This window comes from Corynebacterium jeikeium, assembly GCF_000738175.1.
Classification (GTDB): domain Bacteria; phylum Actinomycetota; class Actinomycetes; order Mycobacteriales; family Mycobacteriaceae; genus Corynebacterium; species Corynebacterium jeikeium_C.
This window is the reverse complement of sequence record NZ_JFCH01000047.1, coordinates 1-20653: the sequence shown is the minus strand read 5'-3', so window position 1 is coordinate 20653 and position 20653 is coordinate 1. Positions and strand designations below refer to the sequence as shown.

The following is a 20653-nucleotide window of genomic DNA, read 5'->3' as shown; positions in this document are numbered from 1 at the left end:
CGGTTTCTACTTCTTGTGGGGTGGCGTAGTCCAACGCCTCGTGAAGACGTTTGGTGTTCCACCAGTGCACCCACCGCAGGGTGGCTAGCTCGACTTCTCCTACTGATGTCCACGGGCCTTGAGGATGGATAAGTTCAGCCTTGTAGAGACCGTTAACAGTCTCGGCCAGCGCGTTGTCATAGGAATCTCCGACTGTGCCGACACTTGGCCGGATCTCGGCTTCGGCCAAAGCAGTGGAGTACTTCAGTGACACGTACTGACTTCCCCGGTCACTGTGGTGTATCAGCTGGTCGCCGTGGATTCGACCAGCAGTCGTTAATGCATGTTCCAGTGCCTCCATCGGCAGCGCATCAGTGCGCATCGTAGATCGGGTGGCAACACCGACTATTTTGCGGCTGTAGACGTCAATGACAAACGCGGTGTACGCGAATCCTGACAGGGTGCGAACATAGGTAATGTCGGCAACCCAAAGCCTGCCTGGTGCCTGCGCACGAAAGTTTCGGCGCACAAGATCCGGACGATGATCCGGCATTTTAGGGCTGATCGTGGTCACCGGGGTGCGTCCACGTCGTCGACCAGACACACCTGCAAGTTTCATCAGGCGTGCGGTCTTGTCGCGGCCGATATGAAAGCCCTCACGGTTCATGGCGTGCCACATCTTGCGGATGCCGTAGACCGAAAAGTTTTCCGCATGGACGCGCTGAATCTCTGGGATAAGCAGGCTATCGCTTAAGGCCCTCGCACTCGGGGCGCGGGTGGTGGCTTTACGGTAGCCGCGGGAGGTGATGAATCCACGGTCTGCTTGTCGAAGGACACGGCAGATGGCCTCGACCCCAAATTGCTCCTTGTACTCGTCGATGTAGGAGATCATCTGGTCGTGGGTCGGTCGAGTTCCGCCGCGAAAAAAGCCGAGGCAGTCTTGAGGATTCTGTTGGCTCGTTTCAGCTCGCGGTTTTCCCGGCGTAGCCGTTTGAGCTCTTCTTCCATGGTTTCGCCACCTGTTGGTGCCGTCTGCTCATGGGCGACGCTGTCACGGTACCAGGCGCGTAACGTGTGGTGGGACACGCCAAGAAGCTCCCCGACTTCCTCGTACGCGCGTTGCCGTGAGCAGGACTCCAGACGGACCATCTCTAGGGCTTGATGGACCGCCTTCTCCTTGAATTCGGCGGAATACTTTCTGGGCATAGTGCCAATCCTTCCTTAGCAGAGGTAGGAACTAAACCCAGGACGCTTCAAACTGTTCCTACTGCGCCATCGGGCATGACGCGAAGAAGGCCAAGATTTGGCCGAAATCTGAGATGGATGCAGACCATGTCACGGCGTGGTCGAAGGGTGGTGCCACCGACGAAAGCAACTGCGAGCTGTTGTGTAAGTCCCACAACCGCGCGAAGGGTAACGCTTAGGGGGGTGTCCCTATGTGGATTGTCAATAGTCAGGCGGGACTTTCTCGTACATCGTATGGGGGTGTTGTAGCCATGACTGATCGCCGGGCCGCATCATGCGGGCCGGTGGTGATCAATCCAGCGGCCTACGCAGCCGTGGCGATGGTTCTAGCAGGGATTTCTCGGAAGAACTCACGCCGAGTCAACAGGGCATAGATGACGTTGCAGCGCCGCCGAGCAAGGCACATCACCGCAGCATTCTGCTTCTTTCCTTCAGCCCGTTTACGCAGGTAGTAGTCGCGCGACGCGGGATGGCAGTTCGACGCGATCCACGCCGATCGAAACATCGCGTTTTTCAAGCGTTTATTTCCGGCCCTGGCGGGAAAACTCTCCGCGGATCGACGTACCCGACCGCCGGGTGATCGGCGCGATGCCAGCGTAAGCGGCCAGGTGTGCGGCGTCGGCGAAGTCCTGGCAATCGCCGATGGACAGCAAGATGTTGGAGGCGGTCTTGATGCCTACGCCGGGCATCGACATCAAGACCTCGGCAAGAGGGAACGATTCGAGCATCTCCTCGACTTGTTCGGCGATCGTGTCGCGCTGTGCTTGAAGCGCTTTGATGTTCGCCGCCAGCTGGGGAATGACCAATTCCGCCGCCGCAGTGCCGGGTACGGGCCCGACCCCTGGAAAGTGGACACAGGGAATCGAACTTATGCGGTCAAGGTGAGTTTACCGCAGGTGCGGTTTTCGAACTCGAGGGGCGACAGATAATCGCACCATGAGTGTCTGCGCTTCTGGTTGTAGCGCACACACCACGCGAAGACGTCCCGTCTGGCGTGCAGCAGTGAGTCGAAGCATTTCCGGTTTTGCAGCACCTCGCGTTTCAATGTCGCGTTGAACGACTCCGCTAGCGCGTTGTCTGCGCTGGTTCCCACCGCTCCCATCGATTGGGTCACCCCTAGCATCGTGCATCGTGAGCTAAATGCCTTCGAGGTATAGACGCTGCCGTGATCTGAATGAAAAATCGCTCCTTTCAGACTGCCTCGGGCGCGCTGTGCTGAGTCCAGCGCATCGATAACCAGATCGACGCGCATGTGGTCAGCAATAGAAAATCCCACCAGCCTGCGGGAATAACAATCGATCACGGTGGCAAGATACATATTGCCGCCACCGGATACCGGCAGGTAGGTAATGTCGCCGACGAGCACGCGATTCGGCGCCGGGGCATGAAACTGCCTGCAAACAAGATCTGGAAAGACACCACGGCCAGCATCTGCCACGGTGGTGCGCACGCGGCGTTTCTTCGTGAACCCCTGGATGCCCATAGTCTTCATGATGCGCGCGACGCGTTTGTGATTGATCACCGCATGCGCCCCCAGAATCAGGATCGTTCAACGCCGCGGCGATGCGCTTAGCTCCGTAGAGTCCGTGTTCCTCACGGAACACAGTGCGGATACGAGCACCGAGAACAGCATCGTCAAGAACCTTCTGGCGGCGCGCGGCCTGTGTGTTTTTCCACTTGTGATAGGAAGATCGTCGCACCTTCAGCACGTGGCACATCCGCTTGACTGAATACTCGGTGCGATGGTCCCGGATGAACTTGAAGCGGATCACAAGCCCATCTCTTTCGCAAAATACTGCGCCGCCTTGCGAAGGATGTCTCGCTCTTCTTGAAGAAGCCGGTTCTGCTTCTCGAGTTGTCGGATCCGCTCTAAATCCGATGATGTCCGGGCTCGAGCTGCAGCATCAATCGCGCGGGCTTTTTTGCCCGTGCCATAGCGCTTGACCCAGGCAGCGAGACTGCCACGGTTAACACCGAGATCATGAGCAACCGAATTAAGAGACACACCGTCTGTGTCTTCATACATCGCGACCGCGTCGCGCTTGAACTCCTCAGTATAGGACTTACGAGGCATGAACTGAGACTACCTTCCTCCGGCTGTCAACCGGGACTAGCCTATGTCCACCAACAAGGGGTCAGGTCCCTCCTACCTCACGCCTGCTCGGTCCGGCGTGGAGGTGGACAGCCTGAGCGTTACCGGGCGCGACGGCACGCTGCCCCACAACCTGTCGTTCCGTGCCCACCCCGGCGAGGTCACCGTGCTGCGCGGGCCGAACGGGACGGGCAAGTCCACGACCTTCCTCGCCATACTTGGCGCGCTGCCCGATACCGACGTCAGCGGGCGCATCGCCGTGGGCGGCGAGGTGGCCTTCCTCGCGGCGCGACCCGCGACGCGGCCGAGCGCGGGCGCACGGTACTGGTCGCCAGCCACGACATGCGCGTCGCCGAGGTCTCCGACAAGTTGGTGGACCTGTGAGAAACGCCATATCCTTGCTGCGGGTCGCGTGGGTCAAACCCGGGGCCGTTGCGCTGGCGGTCGCCGCCGCAGCGGTGACGCTGCTGTCCGCGCTGAGCCTGACGGTGCTGTCCGGTTGGCTGATCACCCGGGCGTGGCAGTGCCTCCAGTGCTGCACCTGTCCGTGGCGATTACCGCGGTGCGGGGTTTGGGCTTCTCTCGCGCAGTGTTTCGCTACATCGACCGGATCGTCGCTCACCAGCTGGCGCTCGGTGCGCTGATCGAGCTGCGCGCGAAAGTCTACGACGCGCTGGCCTCGTCCGCTGCGACATCGCGCGGACAGGGCCACGTCTATGTGGTCGACGACACCGAGCGGGTCACGGACTTTCTGGTGCGCAGCCACATCCCCCCGCCTCGTTGCGGCGGTGGTCTCCCTCGCCACGCTGGGGCTTGCGGCGTGGCTGAGCCCGCCGGCCGCGTTGGTGATGGCGGCAGCTCTCGCCGTGACCGGTTTCGTGGTGCCGCGCATCGCCGCACGCTCGAATCGCCGCGCCCGCGAGGTGGAGGAGTCCACCGAGTTCGCCGTCGGCCTCGATCAGGTGTTGCAGCACCGCGTGGAGTTCGCCGCGGCCGGTCGGGCCGAGGCTTTGATCGGCGAGGTCGCGGAAGCATCGCAACGCGAAACGCGCGAGAAGCTCGCCGCGCAGCGCTCAACCGTTGCGGCCGAGGCGATCCAGACCGTGGCCACGGGCGCTGCGGCGCTCGGCGTGGCGGCGATCGCGGTGGCTACCTATAGCGGGAATCCGACCTGGTTGGGCATGTTGCTGATGCTGTCGCTGGCGGCGTTCGAGTCCCACGGTCCCCTGCCTGCCGCCGCGCGCCACGCCGACGACGCCGCGCGCGCCGCATCGCGCCTGAGCAACCTGCTGAACACGCAACGCGCCGATGTCGCTGGACCCGCGGTGTCCGACACCGTCGAGGCGCGCGACCTGCGCACCATCTACGGCGATACGGTGTGGAATCTCCGCGTGGAGCCCGGCGAGTGCCTGCTCGTGCGCGGGCCCTCGGGCTCAGGCAAAACCACGATGCTGGAAACGCTCGCGGGGTTGGTGCCCGCTGCCTCGGGCGAAGCGACCGCCCCGGCAAGCACCAGGTTCTACGCGGAGGACGCGTGGGTGTTTTCAACCTCGGTGCTCGAGAACCTGCGCGTGGGCACGCCCGAGCTTGACGACACCCTCGCCACGCGCGTCCTCTCCGCCGTTGGCTTCCCCTTCGACTTGGACTTTGTCCTCGACAACGGCGCCGACTCGCTCTCGGCCGGGCAGCGCCGCCGCCTGCTGCTCGCCCGCGCGCTGTGCAGCGACGCCGACGTACTGCTTCTCGACGAACCCACAGCGCACCTGACCCCCGACGACTCAGCCGATCTAATGCACATGCTGCTCAACTCGCCGCTGCCCGGGCCGAAACCGCAACGCACCGTGATCGTCGTGGCCCACGAGAACTAGCCGGGCTGGTCGATCGGGTCAAGCTCGCCGGACGGCCACACCACGTTCTTCGCCAGCGGGATCTGGTGCGAGGCCGACTCCAGGATGTGCATGAAGTACCCGGCGGTGTTGGGGATTGCGATGATGTCGCCGGCTGAGACCCCCTGGGGGAAGCGGATCCTGCGGCGCAGAATCACCTCGTCCTCGATGCAGTAGGCGCCGACGAGGAAGGCCTCGACAGCCGCGGACGGCGGCGTGCGCTTGACCAGGATCGGGTCGACGAGGTAGTCGTCGGAGGTGGTGCGGCACTGGGTGCGATTCATGTGCAACCCGACCAGGGGAACTCCGTCGCTACGCGTTTTCACGAACGCGACCTGGGCGAGGATGAGCCCGCAGCCGTCGAGAAGTGAACGTCCCGGCTCAAGGTGCAGCCTTAAGCCCCGCTCGCGCAGCTCCCCTGCGACACCGCCGCCTAAGACCTCTTCGAGCCACGCGCCGCGGGTCGGACGCTGGTGGTAGGGGTAGGTCGTGGTCAGCGGGTCCGCTTTCCAGGTGAACGGCTCGGCGTAGCCGGCGCGCTGCACCTCGATCGCCTCGAGGTAGTCCTTCCACTGCTCGGCGTCGTCGATGTAGCTCATGGGCACCCCGCCGCCGATGTCGATGAACTCTGGTGCGTGGCCTGCGGCGCGCAGGGCGTCGATAAGCTGCATGCACTCGCGGATGGTTGCGGAGCGATCCGCAGCGGCGTAACCGTGCAGGTGAGCGTGCAGGCCGACGACACGCACGTTGCGCTCGACCGTACTTAAGTGCTCGGCCCAGGCCGTGAGTCGCTCGCCGAAGCGCGTCGGGGCCATGGTGGAGGGGTCCGGGGCGAGCCTTGGCGCGACAAGCGCGGTATTCTCGCCGGCGAGAGCCACGATGCGGTCGTATTCGTCGTGGTTGTCCACGGAGATCACCGCCGAGCCCTCGATGGCCAGGCGCAGCAGATGGTCGGTCTTGATCGCCGCCGAGACGATGATGCGCTCACCGACCACGCCACGGCCGAGCACCTGGCGCAGCTCGTCGTAGCTGGCCACATCCACGCCGTGGCCGGCGTCGCGCACAGTGTCGACGAAGACGAGTCCCTTGTTCGCCTTGCGCGCGAAGAACATCTTCACCTCCACCCCGCAGCGTTTGCCGGCCTCAACGAGCTCGTCGATGTTGGACTCCATCGGGCCGGGGTCGAGCACGTTGACCGGGCTAGCGTAGGTATCCAGCAGGTCCTGGCAGGCATCTGGTCTGGCAACTAAGTCAGCGGCCCACTTTTCTATGCGCGCGGTCAGCGGCGGGGCGCCGTGGACGCGCCCGGGGTGCGCCATCGCGGCCGCGGAGACCCGGTCGGCCCACGCGGGGATGACCTCATGCTTGTCGCGGCGCAGCGTGTCGTGGCCGAGGATCCAGCCCTCGTTCATCCGCCCCGCCGCGGCAAGGTGGGACTGGCCCTCGACCGTGCCGTCGCGCGCGACTTTCAGACTCACGCCGTCGTAGGTGCCGGCGAGGCCCGCGGCCACGAGGTCGCCCACAAGCGTGCCCTCGACGACGCCCGGCGCGGCGGTGACCGAGTCGACTGTCACGCTCGCCCCGACTTCCTGCGCCAACGCCGCGAGCTCCTCTTCCCCGCGGCCGAGGACGTCGGGACGCACGCGCCCGGCATCGATGGCGTCGACGAGATCGCTCGCTGTCTCGGGCGGAGGGCCGAACACGACGCGCTCGAGAACACGGGTGAGCCGGTAGAAGCGCTGCCCGCCGAGCGTGTCGCGCCCGCCGAAGGAGGCGCGCTGAATGATCGCGGGGTAAAGCGCCCGCCACGCGTAGCCCACTGCCAGAGCTGGCGTCCACGGCCGCTCACCCGTGGCGGCGGCGAGAGAGGCGCGCAGCTCGGCTACGGCGTCGCCGGTGAAATCCTCGCCCGCGATGACCGCGCTCACGTCCCCGCTGCCGCCTTGGGCGTCGAGGACGACCTGTGCCGCTTCGGAGAGCGCTGAGACGAACTCCTCGTAGGAGGCGCTGGTGGTGATGGCATCGCTGAAGCGGCCCAGGTCCGGTTCACACGCGGGATAGGCCTTGACCTCCATGAACCGCCCCGAGCGGGTCACGGGGAAAAACGCCCGCGCCGGCGCGTAGCGCACAACGTCCATAAACGACAGTGCCGCCCCGCGCACGAGGACCACGTCCTCGGGCGCGATCGCGTCGAGGTTGGTGTGGGGGTAGGCCGCGATCGCCCCGGCAACGGGTATCGCCTTGGCGTGTCCGGTGCACAGCAGGACTTCGTTGAAAAGCGAGCCGTGGACGTTGAAGCCGGTACCGGCGGGAGAAAGCTCGGTGACCTCGAGCTCACGCACCTCAACCGTGCACCCGCGCGGGACGTGTTGGAACAGCGCCTGCCACGACTGCGCCAGGAACCGCCCGACCTCGCGCCGAGGGGCGAACGCCTCGGACGCGCCGCGCCACTGGTTGAAGGATCCAAGCTGGGTTTCAATGACGTGAGCTGGGACGTTGAGCAGCCACTGCGGCGGAACGCTCGGCTGAAACGCCCCAGTACCGCTCGCCGAATCCAGCGGCCCGTCGTTGAACACAGTCAGATCGATACGCGCGCCGCGCTGGCGGGCGCGCTCCATCAGCTCCTCGGCCGCCCACAGCCCTCGCGGGCCTGCGCCGATGATCGCTACCTTCACTTTTGCCACTACCGTCCTCGGTTGGTGTTGCGCGTCGTCTCGCAGATAGCTTAGTCATGCACTCTAGCGCATACCCGGGAAGTCGTGGTAGCGTCTGGACCTAGCTCATCCGCCGCGCCTGAAGGCGGCGTCAATGGGCAGCAAGATACGTTCGGGACACAGCTACACGATTGGAGAGGACGACATGCGCGCATACCAGCAGCACCTGTCGCGATTTTACCTGCTCCAACAGCAGGCTGTGTCTCACGGCCCCGGCCTTGTGCGCGTAAAGAGTTAAAAAACCACCGCGCCCGGCATCGTGAGACTCACACACCCACGGTGCCGGTTTCTCATTCCCCCTTGTGGCGGCACTGTGGGTACGACGTACCCGAAGGTGCACCAGAATGTCACGCCACGAGTGAAGGAGATTTCCATGGCACGCAACAAGCGGGGCAGACCCGGTAGTAAAAACCGGTTCTCCTCGCGGCCCGTTAATACCAACCACCACGTCGAGGTTTTCGCCTCGCATGTCGACGACAACGTCACCGAGCAGGCCAACCAGCTTGCGCGTCTGCCCTTTGTCCACCCGCACGTCGCGCTGATGCCAGACGCACACTACGGCATGGGCTCCGCCGTCGGCACCGTCTTCGGCACCATCGGGGCAGTGATCCCCGCGGCCGTCGGCGTCGACATCGGCTGCGGCATGATCGGCGTGCGCACCGGATTCACCGCCACCGACCTGGCTGGAGGCGATCTCACCCGCCTACGCGACGCGATCGAGGCGGCGATCCCGCTGTCCCCCGGCAACTACAACGAATGGATCCTCGGCGGCAGCGCCGAGGCACGCACCCGGGAGCTCGCCGAGCTGGCCGAAGACACAGGCGTTGACTTGTCGCACTCCCCGAAGTGGCGCCAGCAGCTCGGCTCGCTCGGCGGCGGCAACCACTTTATCGAGCTGTGCCTCGACGAGGAGGACCGGGTGTGGATGTTCCTGCATTCCGGCTCGCGCGGGGTGGGCAACAAGATTGCTCAGAAGCACATCGCCGCGGCCCAGGAGCAGTGCGATAAGCACTGGGTGCTGCTGGAGAACCGCGACCTTGCGTACCTCGTGGAGGACACGGCCGAGTTCGACTCCTACATCGCCGATCTCGCCTGGGCGCAGCGCTTCGCATGGCTCAACCGCGAGGAGATGATGGACCGCTTCGCTCGCGTGCTGGGAGAGTTCGTCGGTGCCGAGGTGGCAGAGGCCGAGCGGATCAACTGCCACCACAACTACACCCAGGTGGAGGAGCATTACGGGCGCGAGGTGTGGTTGACCCGCAAGGGCGCGATCCGCGCCGACGAGGGCGTCAAGGCGCTCATCCCTGGCTCGATGGGAACCTCGAGCTACGTTGTGTCGGGCAAAGGCTTCGCCCCGGCGCTGCGCTCGGCACCGCACGGCGCGGGCCGACGCTTCTCGCGCACCGAGGCCCGCAAACGGTTCACCGCCGCGGACCTGGACGAGCGCATGGGCGGGATTGTCTACCGCCCCGGCGACGCGTGGGTGGATGAGATCCCAGACGCATACAAGGACATCGACCAGGTCATGGTGGACGCGGAGAAGCTGGTCAGCGTCGATCACAAGCTGCACCAGATCCTCAACGTCAAGGGCACCTAGGGGTCAGTGACGTTGTCCGCGACCCACTCGTCTTTGTAGATGGTGTCCAAGTAAGCACGGCCGTCGTCGTGGAAAATGGCGACGATCTCGGCTCCCGGATTGTCACGCGCGAGCTTATCGACGCCCCACACCACCGCCCCGCCCGACGCTCCGGGCAAAAACCCGGTGGCGCGTGCCGTTGTTCGCGCGGCGTTTACCGCATCGCGGGCATGTACCCGGATCACCTCATGGGGCTCGGTGAGCGTGGAGAGTTCGGTGACCACTCCCGCGCCGTAGCCGGGCAGGACGCGAGCTCCGCGAGCGCCGTCAAAAAGCACAGAGCCCTGCGCATCGATCGCCACGACGCGGGTGGGTAGCTTGTGCTTGGCAACGTAGCGCAGGCAGCCGCCGACCGTGCCCGTGGTGCTCACCGCGACGGCGAGGATGTCGGGGGCGTGGCCGAGCTGCTCGACGATCTCGCGCATCGTCCCTTCCTCGTGGGCGCTGAACGCGGCCCGGTTGGAATACTGGTCGAGGTTGATCGCGCCGAGCTCATCGACGAGCGTGGCCACGAGCGCGCGCCTGGCCACGAGCCAGTCCCCCGTTTCCAAGTCGGGCCGCTCAACCTCGTGGATCGTGGCACCGAGGGCGCGGATGTGCGCCAGCGTTGAGGCGTTGGTGCGCCTGTCGACCACGCAGTGGAACTCCCATCCGCCGAGCACCGCCTCGCGGGCGAGGGCGACCCCGAGGTTGCCGGAGCTTGATTCGACGACCACGCTGTCTTTCGTGAGCACGCCGCGGCGCTGCGCGTCACGGACGAGGGCGCGCGCGGTGCGGTCCTTCGCGCTGCCGCCGGGGTTGAACGACTCGAGTTTGCCCCACAGCGGCCCGGCCCCAGGCGGTCGCAGTTGATCGAGGGCCACGAGCGGGGTATTTCCGATGGCGGAAAGCACGCCGGGCAGGGGTTCCAATGACATAATTACAACCCTATGCGTTTTCCGTCTACGTCGAGTGCACGGCGTGTAACTTTACTCGCTAATGGTGAGGAAGTCTCCCGTAAAGATGTCGGAGGAGATGTAGTAGGTCTCCATCGTCCCATCGAGCATAACCAGATTCTCCGACAGCGCATCGGGCGTGCCCGCGCCGACCTGCTTGAGCTGGTGCTGTTGCAAAGTTCGGGCGACAGGAAGACCTGCGTGAAATAATCACAGCCATGGGCATCTTCTCCGGTCGTCATTTCCCCCGTGAAATCATCCTGTGGGCAGTGCGGTGGTACTGCCGCTACGGGCTCAGCTACCGCGATCTGGAAGAAATGATGACCGAACGCGGCGTACCGGTCGATCACAGCACCATCTACCGCTGGGTCCAGAAATATGCTCCTGAGCTGGACAAGCAGACCCGGTGGTACCGACAAGTCCCGGATTGGCAGGCCCGGTCCTGGCGGGTGGACGAGACCTATATCCGGGTCGGGGAAAGTGGTGCTACCTCTATCGGGCCATCGCCGCGGGTGGGCATACCCTGGTTTTTACCTGTCCCCAAAGCGTAACGTCGCCGCAGCGAAGCGTTTCCTGGCCAAGACCCTGAGGTCGAACACGATAACCGGGTTCCCGCGGGTGATCAACACCGATAAAGCACCCTCCCTGGCCAGGGCAATCGCCGAGTTGAAGTCAGAGGGAATCTGCCCGCAGACCGTGGAACACCGGCAGGTGAAATACCTCAATAACGTCATTGAAGCAGATCATGGGCGGCTGAAACGGATCCTCGGACCGAAGGGGGCGTTCAAAAACCGGACCTCGGCGTACCGGACGTTGAAAGGGATGGAAGCGATGCACTCATTACGGAAAGGCCAGGGCGCGATGTTTGCCTACGGGCAACCGAACCCGGATGCGGTGATCGTCAGCCGGGTGTTCGAGGCTGCCTGAGAACGCCGACCCGCAGCGAGCATCAGAGGATGAAGACTGGGTCGTCACGGCTCTCCGCCTGAAGTTTGCAACAGCACCGAAAAGATGAACGCCGAGGCGGAGCGCTACCGCAAGCACATCATCTTGCGGCCGCAGCAAGTCTCCAACCACCCGGAGGTTATCCGCCGCCTCGGCCTTATTGCCTCCAACGGCATGATCGAGGCCGATATCTACGGCAATATTAACTCCACCAACGTGGGTGGCTCTCGTATTATGAACGGAACGGGCGGCTCGGGAGACTTCACACGCAACGGTTATATCACCACGTTCGTCTCGCCTTCCATGGCGAAAGACGGCAAGATTTCTGCCATTGTTCCCTTTGTCTCCCACACCGACCACACCGAGCACGATGCCATGGTGATTATCACGGAGTACGGCGTGGCTGACCTGCGTGGGCTAGCCCCGCGTGAACGTGTGGAGAAGGTCATCGCGGTGGCGCATCCCGAGTACCGTCCATTGCTGGAGCAGTACTACGAGCGGGCGAAGAAGAATAAGTTCATCCACACCCCGCACGATCTGAAGACCGCTTTTGATTTCCAGATTAACTTCGCAGAAAAGGGCGATATGCGCGCCTAGTTTTCTAAGCTAGGTGGGCAGGGGAGAGTACTTCGATCCCCACCGGCCCGGGGGCATGCGTGACTATGATGACGGTGCGCTCGGGCAGCGCACCCGGCAAAGGTTGGGTGCACAGCACATTAAGTAGGCGGGCGGAATCACTCGCAGCTATGTGCTCGGTGGGCTCGTCGAGCAGCAACACATCGGCCTTCGTGCACAGCGCGCGGGCCAGCAACAGTCGGCGGCGTTGTCCGCTGGAAAGTGAATCGGCGCCGTCGGAAAGCTGCGTGTCGAGGTCGAGCTCAAATCCCACGGCGGCAAGGGTAGTGCTCATTAAAGTCTCGGAGGCCTCAGGCGCAGCCACGCGAATGTTTTCGCGCACGCTGGTGGCAAATATCCAGGCATCCTCCGCCGATAGTATGCAGGAGGCAGGCCGCGTTACCTCGCCGGAGATGGCTTCGCGCACACCGGCGATAGTCTCGAGCAGCATAGTCTTTCCGGACCCGGACTTTCCGCGCACTACCACGCGTTGGCCAGGTAAGGCTTCGAAATTCCATACTGTATCCCCGAATTCGGTCCGCAGGTTGCGGGCGCGCACGAAGCGCGTGTCCGTGAATCGAGGCTGCGGCCTCGGCGGCGCCTTGAGAACGGCCGAAAGCGAGTGAATAGACCCCGAGGCCTCCTGCCAGGACTGTGCCGCCTGCGGTAGCGCCGCATGTGCCTCGAAAGAGGACAGTGCCAACAACACGAGCGTGCCCATCCACATCGGGTTTCCGGTGTAGAAGTCAAGGGCACAGATCAATACGCCTACTGCTGCACAGCCGATGGCGCCGGAACTTAGTGCATCTGCTACGGCGAGGGGCCGATCCGCGGCTACCCGGGCCGAGGTCTCGCGCCGCGAGGCTCGTGCGGCGAGATTCCTGAGCAGTTCTCCGCGCCCCGCGGCGGCGAACTCCACCCGGTTGTGCAGGGTGTTATCTAGATTCTCCGTGAAGGCATTTCGGGTAGATGCGGCTTGGGACTTTCTACTAGCTTGTGCCACTAATGCTGGGACGGCGATGCCGGTTAGGGCGAAGGCTCCAGCCATAACCAGCGCGGCCGGGACCGACATTAAGAAGGCACAGATTAAGGACACGACGCTCAAGACCGCAGCTACCCCGCAGGGCACCAGCGTGCGCACGATGAGATCGGTGATCTTGTCCGCATCGTCGACTAGGCGTACGTGGGCCCGCCCGCGGGGACCGAGATCCACCTGGGAATCGATGAGCCCATTAAAGATGGCACTGCGCAATCGTGTGGTCGTGCGCAGCGCCAAACGGTGCGCATAAAGCCGGTCTGCGTAACGAAAGACTGCGCGTGAGATTCCCAACGCACGCACGCTGGTCACGGCGACGGAAAGCTCCAGTACCGGAGGAGCCTGCCAGGCTCGAGTAATCAGCCAACCCGAAGTCATTGCCAGAGCCAGGGCCGCCAGCAGGGCCAAGGAACTAACGCCAATGGCCACTGCCAAAGACGCGGGACTAAACCCGCAGGTGGAGAAGATAAACCGCAATTGAGTTAAGGTCGCCTCCCTCTCAGCTACGAGCGGGGTTGAGGCCTCGTTGGAGGAAGAAAAGCCTGTGGATTCAGCCTTAGAGGCGTGACTATTTCGGCTCATTTTCGGCTCCTTCCAGGCGGTAGACGCGGTCCGCAACCTCGAGTACACGAGGATCGTGGCTGGCGAGGACGACGGTGGCACCGGCATCGGCTCGGGAGCGCAGGGCGGCAAGGACGCCGTCGACAAGCGCGGGCGAAAGGTGTGCGGTGGGCTCATCGAGGAGATAACAGCGGGCAGGGCAGGCTAGGGCGCGAACGATGCCGAGCCGCTCGCGCTGGCCAGCTGATAGCCCGCTGCCGGACGATGAAATTTGGCGGCTTGCCGGCACCCCCACCGGGATCTCTGCGCTCGCGTGGGCCAGCTGGGGTGCCGGCGCCGCCCAGAGCTCGAGATTGTTCTCCACGGTGCCAGTAATTAGGGCTGGGGTGGCGGGCAAGTAAGAGACCTGGTCGGGTATCTCGACGTACCCACCAACCGCGGAATCAGGCAGTTGCCCAAGCAAGGCGAGCAGCACACTGGATTTGCCACTACCGTTTGGCCCCGCCAGCACCACCACCTGGCCTGGCTCGGCTTGCAGACTTAAGTCCTTGGGCCGCGTTCCCTCGCGCCCGTCGATGCTGAGGTTGTGTACGCTTACCTTGCCGGATTTAGACAGGTGGCGGTAGCTGCCGGCAACCTGCACCGGTTGCGCTATTAGGTCCAGAGCCGCCTTGGCAGATTCCATGCCATCCGCGGCAGCGTGGAAGCTAGTGCCGATGGTGCGCACTGGGTTAAAGACCTCGGGCACGATGATGAGCACCACCAGCGCAGGAAGCAGCTCGATATCGCCAGCCACTAGGCGCAGCCCGATGCTTACTGCCACTAGTGCCACAGATAGCGTGGCGATAAACTCCAGTGCGAAAGAAGATAAGAAAGCCAGCCGCAGCACTCCAAGGGTCGCCGCTGTGTGCCGTTTGCCTAATAGGGACACATACTGCTTCGGAGTTTCCGCAGTGCGAAGCGCCCTCAATGTCGGCGCACCACCCACGAGATCTGCAAGCTGCTGGCCTAGGCCCGCGGTTACCTCCAGGCGACGACGAGTGTGCTGGGCGGTGAGGGTTCCGATGAGAATCATAAACGCAGGGATGAGTGGCAAGGTGACCAGCGCAAAAATACCGGAAACCCAGTCGAAGTAGGCCACCGTAGCCAGCGCAGCCGGGGTGGAGATGCATGCGGCAATGAGCGCCGGAAGGAATTGGGAAAGATAGGGCCGAAAGTCTTCCATACCGCGGCCAAGGATGTGGCGCCAACGGCCTGATTCTTCTTCCACCACACGGGGATCGCGGTGGGATAACGCAATCACGGTAGCCTCGCGCAGCTTGTCGACGCTCGCGCCTACCGCACGTGATTGTTCGCGCTGGGCCAGTCCGGCTACCGCCGCATGGACGACCACCACGGCGAATAACGCTATGAGCATCCACCAGATCGATGGCTCCTTGAGCCACGTGCCGGCGGGCCAAGCCCCCGGTTCAAGTGCCGTTCGAGTGATGACGGTGGCCGCGACGGAGCCGATGAGTATTCCGCGCGCTAGCACTAGCACGGTTGATAACGCCTGAAAGATGCCGGTACGCACGATGAGGCTTCGCACGGGCGGAACAAGGCGTAGGAGCGCAGGATCAACGGGAGCGGCCATAGTACCTCCTGCCTCGCTTAGTGTTCGACGGTGACGCGCTTGCGGAATTGCCAGTAGGACCAACCTTGGCCGATGATGACACACGGTGCCAGCAACAGCGATGCCCAGCTCATGATTTTCAGGGTATAGGGGCTGGCGGATGCGTTGTAGATATCTAGACTCGCGATGTCATTGCTGGCTGGAAGCAGGTAGGGAAATAGGGAACCAAATAGGAAGACTCCGACGCCTACCACCGCGGCTGCAGTCCCGTAGAAGGCTAGGGCATCGCGGTTATTCCACACAGCGACCAGGGCCACGACCAAAGCCGCGAGCACGCCAACAAGTGCCCACCAGGTCCAGCCTTTGCCCGTGGCTAGTTGCATCCACAGTAGGTAGGCTGCGCCCACTGCAGCAGTGAGGGGAGCAATGCCGCCACGGGCGAGTTGATGCACGCGCCGGCGCAGCGGGTCAGCGCACTTGAGACCGAGGAAAAACAGACCGTGCGCGAAGAATAAGAGTACGAAGGCTAGGCCACCGAGCAGGCCGCGGGGATTGAGCAGACCGATAAAGCCCTCGGTGGCGGCTGAAACATGACCGAAGGAGGTGAAGTTGACCCCGATGACCATATTTGTCATCGCCACACCCCACAGGAAGGCCGGAACGATGGAGCCAAGGACGATCCCAGCGTCACAGCGACGCCGCCAGCTTAGGCTGTCTACCTTATGCCGCCACTCGATGGAGACTCCGCGCACAATGAGGGCGAGCAGAATGAGCAGGAGGGGAAGATAGAACCCAGAAAAGAGAGTGGCATACCAATCGGGGAAGGCAGCGAAGATGCTGCCGCCGGCCACGATCAGCCACACCTCGTTTCCATCCCAGAGGGGACCTATTGATTCGACGGCCGCGGAACGGCGGGCATCGGCCTCCTTGGCGCTTTTACCTCCCAGCAATGGCAAGGACATGCCCACGCCGAAGTCGAAGCCCTCTAGGACGAAGTAAATGGTGAAGAAGGCGGCGATGGCTAGAAACCAAATGGTATTGAGATCCATTACTTCTCCTCCGGGTTCTGCTTGTTATGGGAATCGGTTCCAGTGTCAGTTTCGGTTCCAGGCCCGCCCTCCTGAGGCGGTGAGAAACTCAGCGGAGCCAGCTCAGTGTCTTCGCCTGGACCGTAGAGCGCCGCGGCGATATCTTTCTCCTCACCTTCGCGCAGGCCCGGCTGATTCAACCCCATCCGGGCATACTTTTGCATCAGCCAGAACCACACCACGGCCAGGGCCCCATATAGGGCGGTAAATGCCAATAGGCTCGTCCAGACCACCCATTCCGCGTGATCGGAGACACCGAAGTCCACGATGAGATGAATCTGTTCCTCGCCTCCGGGGAACTCGCCCTCCTGGAATGCCGGGTTGGGGGCGACGATCCACGGTTGGCGGCCCATTTCGGTAAAGATCCAACCGGCAAAGTTCGATAGCCAGGGCGCGGGCAGTGCGAGCAGTGCGCCGATCCCCATCCACCGGGCAGTGGGGACGCGTCCTTTGCGGGTGGTCCACAGGGCGACTATCGCCAGAATGCAAGGCACGGCGAGGAAGCCGATCATCAAACGGAAGGACCAGTATGTGACAAAGAGGTTGGGCATGTAATTGCCGGGGCCATAGAGTACTTCATAGTATTGCTGCAGCTCAGTAACCCCGCGCAGCTCGACGCCACTGAATTTTCCCTCGGCCAAGAAGGAGAGCACGTAGGGTACGTCGATGAGGTGTTGAGCAGTCTCGCAATTGTTCAGGCGTGAGAAAGCCAGGATTGAAAAGTTAGGATCGGTCTCGGTGTGACATAAAGCCTCCGCCGAGGCCATCTTCATAGGCTGCTGGATAAACATCAGCTTGCCTAGCGCGTCGCCGGTGATGGCCACAGCTGCTGTGCCCAATAAAATGATCCAGGAACCGAAGCGGGTAAGGCTGCGCCAGATGCCGGCCGCGTGACCATGTTCGTCTCCAGCGCGCGCGGTGCGAATCATCCACCATCCGGAGACACCGGCCACGAGCGTGCCGGCGAGGATCCAGCCGCCAGCCATTGCGTGCGGGAAGGCCTGCAGTGCGGTGGGATTGCTCAGCAGCGCCCACAGATCAACCAGCGTGGCGCGCCCGCGCTCAGCGTCGAACTCCGCGCCCACGGGGTGCTGCATGAAGGAGTTAGCCACGATAATGAAGTAAGCAGAAACATTCACCGCCACCGCGACAGTCCAAATGGAGGCCAGATGTGCCCAGGCAGGAACGCGATCCCAGCCGAAGATCCACACTCCTAAGAAGATGGACTCAAAGAAGAAGGCCGCCAAGCCCTCGAAAGCCAGGGGAGCACCGAAGACGTCTCCGACGAAGCGCGAGTACTCCGACCAGTTCATACCGAACTGGAACTCCTGTACGATGCCGGTAACCACACCCATGGCAAAATTGACCAAGAATAGATTTCCAAAAAACTTCGTGGCTCGGAACCATTCCGGGTTGCCAGTGCGGTGCCAGATGGTCTGCATGATGGCGACCATCGGTGCTAGCCCCATGGTCAGCGGCACAAAAATATAGTGATAAACGGTGGTGATGCCGAACTGCCATCGAGAAATATCAACAAGATCTAATTCCATATGGACACTTCCTTCGAGTCCTATTCGGCGTGGACGCCATGCTTATCGATGTCAACTGCGGCGGCGACCGCCGTCCACGGCTGGGGAAGGAAAACCTGTGGCCTTCCCTGTGCGCGGTCACTTATTGAAGTAGTCGACGAGGAGACCGCGAGGGTTCCGTACTATGAACAAAAACACGAACCTCGCTCACTGTAGAGCTTTATGCACTTAGCTCGATAGGTGCTGTTGCAACAGCACCAAAAAAGTTAAAACGTAGGACCACTCCAACAGGAACAATCGACCTATCACCCAAACCAGATTTAAAGTGCCTAAGACAAAGAGAGAAAAAGCTTCTCCATCTTTTCAGCATCGATTCCGTCCGGGCCTTCCTCGCTATAGCACCGTTTAAGCCCCGCCGCGATAACGGAATACCCTGCACGGTCGATTGCTTTGGCAGCAGCGGCGAGCTGGGTGATTGCTGCCTCGCATTCCTCCCCAGATTCGAGCATGCGGATAACCGCGTCAATTTGCCCGCGTGCTCGTTTCAATCTGGTAATCGACGGCTTCACCTCTTGCGGATCGAGGTTCATTAATCCTCCTGTCCATTAGTCCACGTAAGGTAACCACCGTCTAGATTAGCAACGTCGTAGCCTAGGTTTGTGAGCAACCGTGCCGCATTATGCCCGCGGAGTCCCACCTGGCAATGCACAATAACGTCGTCATGATCAGCAATCTCCTCGTGCCGAACACGCAACTCATCCAAAGGAATATTTACCGCCCCTGGAATCGCGCCGGAAGCAAACTCTTCTGGACTGCGAACATCAACAAGCAATGTGCCAGACGCTAGGCGCTCATCGAGCTCGTGCCACTGAACGGTTTTCTCCCCACGGGCAATATTGTCATTAATAAATCCAGCAAAATTGATTGGATCCTTAGCCGAGCCGAACTGTGGTGCGTAGGCCAATTCCAAATCTGCCAAATCGGTCGCGCTCAAGCCAGCTCGCATGGCAGTGGCGATAACGTCGATACGCTTATCCACTCCCTCTTCGCCTACAATCTGTGCGCCCAAAATGGCATCACTCTCAGCATCCACAATCATTTTCATATGTAGTTGGGCTGCACCCGGATAATACCCGGCATGGCTCGATGGGTGGAGGTGAATAACGCGCACGTCCTTCCCTTCGGCTCGGACACGGCGCTCGTTCCACCCCGTTGATGCTGCAGCTAGGCCAAATAGTCCCACGATTGCAGTTCCAAGTACCGGCAGGGAACTAGTGGTGCGGCCGGTAATAATATCTGCCACTAGGCGTCCATGGCGATTAGCAGTCTGCGCTAAGGGCACCAAAGTGTTGTCGCCGGAATGAATATCTTTCTTAGTTGCAGCATCTCCTAAAGCAAATATGTGCGGGTCACTTGTGCGCTGTTGTGCATCGACGATGATCCCGCCACGGTCCGAGACTTCCAACCCCGCTGCTTGAGCGAGTTCACTGGCTGGGCGCACACCAATTGCTGCAATGACTAAATCTGCCTCAAGGGTCTGCCCATTCTGCAGGGTCACACCGGTCTCAGAAATTTCCGTAGCCTGGGCGTTAGTCCGGATATCCACGCCATTGTCTCGCATATGCTTAGCAACGATCGCTGCCATTTCTACGTCCAGTGGCCCCATAATCTGTGAGCCAGCCTCTACGAGCGTGACGGCCAAGCCTTGGTGACGTAGGTTTTCCGCCATTTCAAGGCCGATGAATCCTCCACCGATGATGACGGCTTTTTCCTTGCCCGGTACCGCAGTGGCAATACGGTCTACGTCCTCTACCGTCCGTAGAGTATACGCAGTCTCGATTCCTGCAATGGGCGGTAAGAACGGCGTTGCCCCTGGTGAGAGCACGAGATCGTCATACCTAATGACCTCACCAGACTCCGTGGTTACCGTCTGCTCATCTGGGTCAATGCTTGACGCGCGAGTATTAACTCGGACATCTAGATTGAACCTTTCTTTAAGCGCTTCTGGCGTCTGGAGCAACAGTGAAGAACGATCTGGGATTACTCCGCCGACATGGTACGGCAGACCACAATTGGCAAAAGATACGTGCCCGGAGGCCTCCAGAACGATAATGGTGCGATTTTCATCGTTACGACGCAGGCGCGTAGCGGTGGACATACCGCCAGCTACGCCACCGATAATAACTGTAGTGGGATTATTGGACATATCTGAACCTTTCAAGAGGATTGAGACAAGAAGGACACTCTTCCGAAAAATCCGTAACGCTAGCCAAAAATTCGGCCAAGCAGGCCCGCCGGGCCATTGCTTCCAGCGTTACTACTGCGTGGACAGGTGCACCATTGGTTGGCAGGAACGGAAGCTTTTACTTGCTCGATGTGATTACCACACCCCTCCCAGGTGGTCTTTCCACAGTTGTTACATTTCACAGGACGACACATAGAAATTCTCCCTTCGTTCGTATACCCCATGGGGTATAGCGCTTACCAGCACCAATATACCCCTGGGGGTATAATGGCGTCAAGGGTTCCCTGTTAGAACAAATGGAAACCGACATCACAGAAATGCGAAAAGCCCAGCCGAAGCTGGGCGTGCTGTCAAGGGGTGAATGCGCCACTTCGACCGGGAGGTAGTTGTGACGCGTTGGACTCCGAAGGATGTTAAGGATGCTGCTGTTGAGCGCGTGGTGGCAGGCGAGGCAGTTAGCCTGGTCGCGCGTGATGTGGGTGTAGGCCCCGAATCGGTTTACGGTTGGTTGAGGGTAAGAGGTGTCGAACCTCCA

The 20653-nt window shown here is 61.7% G+C and carries 12 protein-coding genes and 6 pseudogenes; 6 read left to right on the top strand and 12 right to left on the bottom strand.

Annotated elements, in window-relative coordinates:
- Window positions 1-1185, bottom strand: a protein-coding gene (locus tag JQ46_RS07770; protein WP_155271116.1) for an IS3-like element IS3501 family transposase whose coding sequence is annotated in 2 segments (ribosomal slippage) — window positions 1-909 and window positions 909-1185 — 1186 coding nt annotated over the 2 segments. Because the reading frame shifts where the segments join, the coding sequence is not laid out codon by codon here. This gene is flagged as partial in the annotation.
- A gap of 65 nt (window positions 1186-1250) precedes the next feature.
- Between JQ46_RS07770 and JQ46_RS11515 the strand changes: the two are divergent.
- Window positions 1251-1403: pseudogene (locus JQ46_RS11515) on the top strand (HNH endonuclease); the annotation flags it as partial.
- A gap of 125 nt (window positions 1404-1528) precedes the next feature.
- On the opposite strand, the pseudogene JQ46_RS07755 reads toward JQ46_RS11515, so the two are convergent.
- Both JQ46_RS07755 and JQ46_RS07750 read right to left on the bottom strand, forming a co-directional pair.
- Window positions 1529-2054, bottom strand: a pseudogene (locus JQ46_RS07755) (transposase); the annotation flags it as partial.
- A 38-nt stretch (window positions 2055-2092) separates the two neighbouring features.
- Window positions 2093-3298: pseudogene (locus tag JQ46_RS07750) on the bottom strand (IS3 family transposase).
- Window positions 3299-3341: 43 nt separating this feature from the next.
- On the opposite strand from JQ46_RS07750, the pseudogene JQ46_RS11650 reads away from it, so the two are divergent.
- Window positions 3342-3575: pseudogene (locus JQ46_RS11650) on the top strand (ATP-binding cassette domain-containing protein); the annotation flags it as partial.
- Window positions 3576-4104: 529 nt separating this feature from the next.
- Window positions 4105-5184, top strand: coding sequence for an ATP-binding cassette domain-containing protein (locus JQ46_RS07740; protein ID WP_237744780.1), 1080 nt, complete (start codon window positions 4105-4107; stop codon window positions 5182-5184).
- On the opposite strand, the gene JQ46_RS11090 is transcribed toward JQ46_RS07740, so the two are convergent.
- Window positions 5181-7877, bottom strand: a complete 2697-nt coding sequence (locus JQ46_RS11090) for an FAD/NAD(P)-binding protein (RefSeq protein ID WP_034986924.1) — start codon at window positions 7875-7877, stop codon at window positions 5181-5183. The genes JQ46_RS07740 and JQ46_RS11090 overlap by 4 nt on opposite strands.
- A gap of 412 nt (window positions 7878-8289) precedes the next feature.
- On the opposite strand from JQ46_RS11090, the gene JQ46_RS07730 reads away from it, so the two are divergent.
- The gene (locus JQ46_RS07730) at window positions 8290-9513 is read left to right on the top strand and encodes an RtcB family protein (RefSeq protein ID WP_034986941.1); all 1224 of its coding nucleotides are present in this window, start codon (window positions 8290-8292) and stop codon (window positions 9511-9513) included.
- Here the strand turns inward: JQ46_RS07730 and JQ46_RS07725 are convergent.
- Both JQ46_RS07725 and JQ46_RS11275 read right to left on the bottom strand, forming a co-directional pair.
- Complete coding sequence (locus tag JQ46_RS07725; protein WP_034986922.1) at window positions 9510-10469, bottom strand: pyridoxal-phosphate dependent enzyme; 960 nt, start codon at window positions 10467-10469, stop codon at window positions 9510-9512. The two genes, JQ46_RS07730 and JQ46_RS07725, sit on opposite strands and share 4 nt — an antisense overlap.
- Window positions 10470-10520: 51 nt before the next feature.
- On the bottom strand, window positions 10521-10664 hold the full coding sequence (locus tag JQ46_RS11275) for a hypothetical protein (protein WP_155271115.1): 144 nt from the start codon (window positions 10662-10664) through the stop codon (window positions 10521-10523).
- Window positions 10665-10705: 41 nt separating this feature from the next.
- Here JQ46_RS11275 and JQ46_RS07720 point away from each other — a divergent pair.
- Window positions 10706-11414, top strand: a pseudogene (locus JQ46_RS07720) (IS6 family transposase).
- A gap of 78 nt (window positions 11415-11492) precedes the next feature.
- A pseudogene (locus tag JQ46_RS07715) lies at window positions 11493-12029 on the top strand (acetyl-CoA hydrolase/transferase C-terminal domain-containing protein); the annotation flags it as partial.
- 4 nt (window positions 12030-12033) lie between these two features.
- Here JQ46_RS07715 and cydC read toward each other — a convergent pair.
- The 6 genes from cydC to JQ46_RS07685 form a co-directional block, all read right to left on the bottom strand.
- Window positions 12034-13665, bottom strand: a complete 1632-nt coding sequence (cydC, locus tag JQ46_RS07710; protein WP_080719524.1) for a thiol reductant ABC exporter subunit CydC — start codon at window positions 13663-13665, stop codon at window positions 12034-12036.
- On the bottom strand, window positions 13652-15277 hold the full coding sequence (locus JQ46_RS07705) for an ATP-binding cassette domain-containing protein (RefSeq protein ID WP_034986920.1): 1626 nt from the start codon (window positions 15275-15277) through the stop codon (window positions 13652-13654). Before JQ46_RS07705 ends, cydC begins: the two co-directional genes overlap by 14 nt.
- A 17-nt stretch (window positions 15278-15294) precedes the next feature.
- The gene (cydB, locus tag JQ46_RS07700; protein WP_034986918.1) at window positions 15295-16305 is read right to left on the bottom strand and encodes a cytochrome d ubiquinol oxidase subunit II; all 1011 of its coding nucleotides are present in this window, start codon (window positions 16303-16305) and stop codon (window positions 15295-15297) included.
- Window positions 16305-17894 carry a cytochrome ubiquinol oxidase subunit I gene (locus JQ46_RS07695; RefSeq protein ID WP_080719523.1) on the bottom strand — a complete coding sequence of 530 codons (1590 nt, stop codon included), beginning with the start codon at window positions 17892-17894 and terminating at the stop codon, window positions 16305-16307. Before JQ46_RS07695 ends, cydB begins: the two co-directional genes overlap by 1 nt.
- Before the next feature lie 308 nt (window positions 17895-18202).
- The gene (locus tag JQ46_RS07690; protein WP_005330019.1) at window positions 18203-18463 is read right to left on the bottom strand and encodes a metal-sensitive transcriptional regulator; all 261 of its coding nucleotides are present in this window, start codon (window positions 18461-18463) and stop codon (window positions 18203-18205) included.
- Window positions 18463-20079: an FAD-dependent oxidoreductase gene (locus JQ46_RS07685; RefSeq protein ID WP_034986912.1), complete on the bottom strand. Its 1617-nt coding sequence runs from the start codon at window positions 20077-20079 to the stop codon at window positions 18463-18465. Before JQ46_RS07685 ends, JQ46_RS07690 begins: the two co-directional genes overlap by 1 nt.
- Window positions 20080-20653 lie beyond the last annotated feature (574 nt).